Raw genomic sequence first — 4865 nt, 5'->3', positions numbered from 1 at the left:
AAGAGTAATGGAAACTTGCGGCAAGAGTAAAGACAAAGAGGATGAAGACAGTGAAGAAATGATGGCTGCCATTTTAAGTGGTTATAGCATTGGTACACCAGCTACAAGAGCTGAAACAATAAAAAAGCTAAAAGATGTCGGCTATATTGCTACTCAAAATAAAAATTTAATTTGTACAGAACTGGGCAGAAAATTAGTTGAAACATTGCCAGTAAAGGAATTATTTGATTTAGAATTCACTGGTAGATTGGAAAAAACATTGTCTGATATCGAAAAGCAAAAGTTTACAAAGGAAAGTTTCTTGAATTTAATTTTTGATTTTACAACCGATTCTGTAAAAACAATTAAAAATGAAAAAGACATCATAATTAATGAAGTTTCAAATGAAAAGAAAACTATTGAAGTTCTAGGAAAATGTCCTCTTTGTGGGCATGGAATTATTGAGGGACAGAAAGGCTTTGGATGTAGTAACTGGAAAAATGGCTGTAAATTTGTTATTTGGAAGAATGATAAATTTTTAGCTTCGATGAAAAAGAAACCAACAAAAACAATGGTAAAAAGCTTTTTAAAAAACGGAGTCGTTTTGGTTAAAGGACTAACAAGTAAAAAAGGCAATAAGTTTGATGCTTATTTACGATATGAAAAAAATTCTGATAACGAATATTTTAGTTGGAAGATGGAGTTTCTTAAAAAGCAAGAGGTAAAAAAAGGAAGTTGAAATTAACACGATTTGTAATAAAAAGAAGAAAGTTGCTCAAGGAATTAAATAACCTGCTTTGAGCAACCTTTTTTATATAATGAATGTTCTTAAGCAACATTTTTACATGCTTCTGCACAATTAAAGCAGGCATCAGCACATTTCTGACAGTGTTCATGATCATGTTTTTTGCATTCATTTCCACATGCTTCACAAATTTTAGCACAAACGGAAGCTAACTCAGAAATAAACGGTGTACCTCTTGAAATCGCCTGTTCTAAATAGTTACACATGTCTGCGCACTCTCTGTCCAACCGTATGCATTCAGCCATCATTTTAATATCATCTTCCTTTAAACACGCACTGTAACAATGATTACATTCCACCATGCATTCATGTAAGGTTTGCAGCAATTCTTGATGTTGTTCATGTGACATAATCAAATCCTCCAAATTATATTATTTTAATTCCGCACATTATAATATTCCCATTATTTCTTCCATTAAAACTAAAACCGACGAACTGCACAAAAACTGCACAGATTCGTAATATATTACTTAAGTTTATTTTATACCGAATGGGGGTATAGTATGGTATAGTATGATGTGATTGAAATAAGGAGATGGAATAAAGTACACAAAATCTTCTCAAACTAAGATGATTAAAGGGGTGAAAACAATGGAAAAGCATGGTAACGGAAAGGGTAAGCAACATCATAGTGGACATGAAAAACAAGAGACACACAATCACAGCAAACATGAACATCACAATGGTAGCGAACATGGGGGACACATGCATCATAATCAACATGAACATGCCCACCATGAACACAGTTCGCATGAAGGACATGAAAACCATAACCACAACAAACATGATCACCACCATCACGGAGGACATGGAGGCGGCCATGCAGGTCACCATGAACATATGATTGAGGACTTTAAAAAGCGATTCTGGGTATCCTTAGTTCTGGCTATACCAATTTCTTATTTGTCGGAAATGATACAAATGCTTTTTGGATATGAAGTTAACTTTACTGGGGACACTTTACTATTATTCTTGCTTTCAACGATAGTCTTTTTCTATGGTGGTAAACCTTTCTTGCAAGGTGCATGGGATGAAGTAAAAGCAAAAACGCCTGGAATGATGATGTTAATTTCTTTAGCTATTGTTACAGCTTATATATATAGTTCATTAACAGCCTTCTTTATTGAAGGTAGTGACTTCTTTTTTGAATTGGCTACATTAATCGTCATTATGTTGCTAGGACATTGGATTGAAATGAAGTCTATCATGGGTGCTTCAAAAGCGTTAGAAGAGTTAATAAAACTTATGCCAAAAGAAGCACATAAAATTAATGCCTCTGGCAACATTGTAGAAGTTTCTGTAGAGGATTTAGTTCCAGGAGACCACATATTAGTTAAATCCGGAGAAAAGATTCCACTAGATGGTGAAATATTTGAAGGGGAATCAACAGTTGATGAATCCATGCTCACTGGAGAATCGGTTCCAGTAGAAAAAGGACCTGGAATGGATGCAATTGGTGGTGCAGTTAATGGCGAAGGTGTATTAAAAATCAAAGTTAATAAGACAGGGAATGATACTTACCTGTCTCAAGTAATTCAATTGGTAAGTGATGCGGAAAAAACGAAATCGAAAGCGCAAGGATTTGCGGATGTTGCAGCAAAATGGCTGTTTTATGTTGCGGTAGTTACAGGAATTGTTACGTTAGCTTATTGGATGACCACAGGTGATTTTGAATTTGCTTTAGAGAGAATGGTTACGGTCTTGATTATTGCTTGTCCACATGCACTAGGTCTAGCAGGTCCATTGGTTACTTCAAGATCTACATCAATTGCTGCAAAAAAAGGATTGTTAATTCGCAATCGGACCCAATTTGAAAGTGCTTGGAAAGTAGATCGTATCGTTTTTGATAAAACTGGTACTTTGACTGAGGGAAACTTCGGTGTGACCGATATTCATCCCAGCAATGGTGTAAGTGAAGAAGAATTGTTAAAATTAGCTTACTCTGTTGAAACGCAATCGGATCATCCAATTGCAAAAGGAATTGTGAAAGAAGGAAAAGAACGAAACATAGAATCCTATAATGTAACAGATTATAAAAATTTAACTGGTAAAGGATTAACTGCCAACGTAAATGGCTCAGAAATCGCAGTTATTAGCCCTGGAGCTATGAGAGCGAATAAGATTTCTTTTGATGAAAAGACATATGAAAAATTAGCACAACAAGGGAAAACAGTTGTTTTTGTACTTAAGGATAATGTATTGCAAGGAATGATAGCCTTAGCAGATATTATCAGAGAATCTTCTTACACAGTAATTAAAGAATTGAATGATCTTGGTATAGAAACAGTAATGATGACTGGAGACAATAGCCGAGTAGCAAATTATGTAGGTGAAAAACTTGGGATTTCAAAAGTGATTGCAGAAGTTTTACCACATGAAAAGTCAAATAATGTGAAGCACTTAAAACAAGGTGGCAAAAAAGTTGCCATGATAGGCGACGGAATTAATGATGCGCCTGCCTTAGCTGAGGCAGATTTAGGTATTGCAATAGGTGCTGGTACGGATGTTGCAATAGAAACAGCTGATGTTGTACTAGTAAATAGTAACCCAGTAGATATCCTAAATATTATTAAGCTGTCTAAAGCAAGTCGTAGAAAAATGGTGCAGAACTTAGGATGGGCTGCTGGGTATAATATTGTTGCTATTCCCCTAGCAGCTGGTGTTTTGTATAGTATAGGCATTGTGATAACTCCTGCAATTGGGGCAGTGGTGATGTCCCTAAGTACCATTATTTGTGCGATCAATGCCCAATTGTTGAAGATTGATTAAGAAAAAAGACAGGATGAAATAGGAGGCCACTGAAAAAGTCCAAATTCTAATTTACGAGGGTTTTCTCGATGAAATCGAGAAAACCCTCGTTTTTATTTTCATGTATAATGGAGGTAACATTTTTTAGTGGTGGTGGTACATATGATTTCTGATCAACAGTCACTTAATCTTAGTCCCTTTATGGCAATATATGATTTGGTGGTACCCAAAGACAATATGCTTCGTCAAATAAATGAACTGGTGGACTTCTCTTTTATTTTAGAAGAACTAAGAGATAAATATTGTTTGGACAACGGTCGAAACGCTGTGCCTCCTATTCGTCTGTTTAAATACCTACTACTCAAGACAATCTTCGATTTGTCTGATGTTGATGTCGTCGAGCGTTCGAAATATGATATGTCTTTCAAATATTTTTTAGAGATGGCACCAGAAGACCCAGTTATTCATTCAAGCACATTAACCAAGTTCCGGAAATTACGCCTAAAGGATACACAGTTACTGGATATGTTAATTCAGAAATCAGTGGAGTTAGCTCTGGAAAAAGATCTTATTGCGAGTAATTCCATTATCGTTGATGCCACCCATACACAAGCACGCTTTAACCAGAAGTCACCTGTTGAATTTCTGAGAGAAAAATCAAAGCTGTTACGTAAAGCTGTTTACCAGGTGGACGAGCATATGAAAGAGAAATTTCCTTCGAAGAACGTTACGGAGGATCTAGTTGATGAGCTCCAATATAATAAACAACTTATTGAAGTGGTGAATCAAGCAGAAGCTGTCTCCCACTATCCTAAGGTAAAAGAAAAGCTTAATTACTTAAAAGAACTGGTGGAAGATCACGAGGAGCACCTGCCTTCTTCCGATGATCCGGATGCCCGAAAAGGGCATAAATCGGCTGATACTTCTTTCTTTGGTTATAAAACACACATTGCCATGAGTGAAGAACGATTGGGAAAGTTCCCCAGCCCTTGCTCGTAAAGATAAGCTTGAAATATATTTAGAACCATGAATCAGCCCTAATCCACTTATCCCCTCATTTTCTAAATGCATAAAATAACTATCCTTCTGCTTTATCTGATTGATTATGTAGTTTAAAAACCTTGTTATTGCATATGCACTGTTACGTTGGCTACTTATAGACTTGCCTTTATTTCTATACATTGTTTTAATAAAATTAGTGATAGGCGAAGGAATGATATTGTTTGTGTTAGGATTTCTCATTCCTATTCCAATTGTTCTTATTGCACTTTCATACTGATGTTAGGATAGTTTTACGGACACATTTTAGTTAAACTAAGGATTAACGAAAGGA

3 protein-coding genes and 1 pseudogene are annotated in these 4865 nt (G+C 35.7%); 3 read left to right on the top strand and 1 reads right to left on the bottom strand.

Annotation, left to right across the window (positions count from 1 at the left end):
- The coding region (locus SIN01_RS13995) for a DNA topoisomerase (RefSeq protein WP_244935263.1) at positions 1–718 on the top strand (718 nt) is incomplete at its 5' end.
- 89 nt (positions 719–807) lie between these two features.
- Here SIN01_RS13995 and SIN01_RS13990 read toward each other — a convergent pair.
- Positions 808–1134 (bottom strand): four-helix bundle copper-binding protein, encoded by a 327-nt coding sequence (locus tag SIN01_RS13990; RefSeq protein WP_141306144.1) that lies wholly within the window; start codon positions 1132–1134, stop codon positions 808–810.
- A gap of 241 nt (positions 1135–1375) precedes the next feature.
- On the opposite strand from SIN01_RS13990, the gene SIN01_RS13985 reads away from it, so the two are divergent.
- Positions 1376–3553 carry a copper-translocating P-type ATPase gene (locus SIN01_RS13985; protein ID WP_141306143.1) on the top strand — a complete coding sequence of 726 codons (2178 nt, stop codon included), beginning with the start codon at positions 1376–1378 and terminating at the stop codon, positions 3551–3553.
- Between the two features lie 141 nt (positions 3554–3694).
- Positions 3695–4504: pseudogene (locus SIN01_RS13980) on the top strand (transposase); the annotation flags it as partial.
- Between the last annotated feature and the right edge of the window lie 361 nt (positions 4505–4865).

Source organism: Sporolactobacillus inulinus, from assembly GCF_006539285.1.
Lineage (GTDB): Bacteria > Bacillota > Bacilli > Bacillales > Sporolactobacillaceae > Sporolactobacillus > Sporolactobacillus inulinus.
The sequence above is the reverse complement of the archived record's forward strand: the minus strand, read 5'-3'. Positions and strand labels throughout refer to the sequence as shown.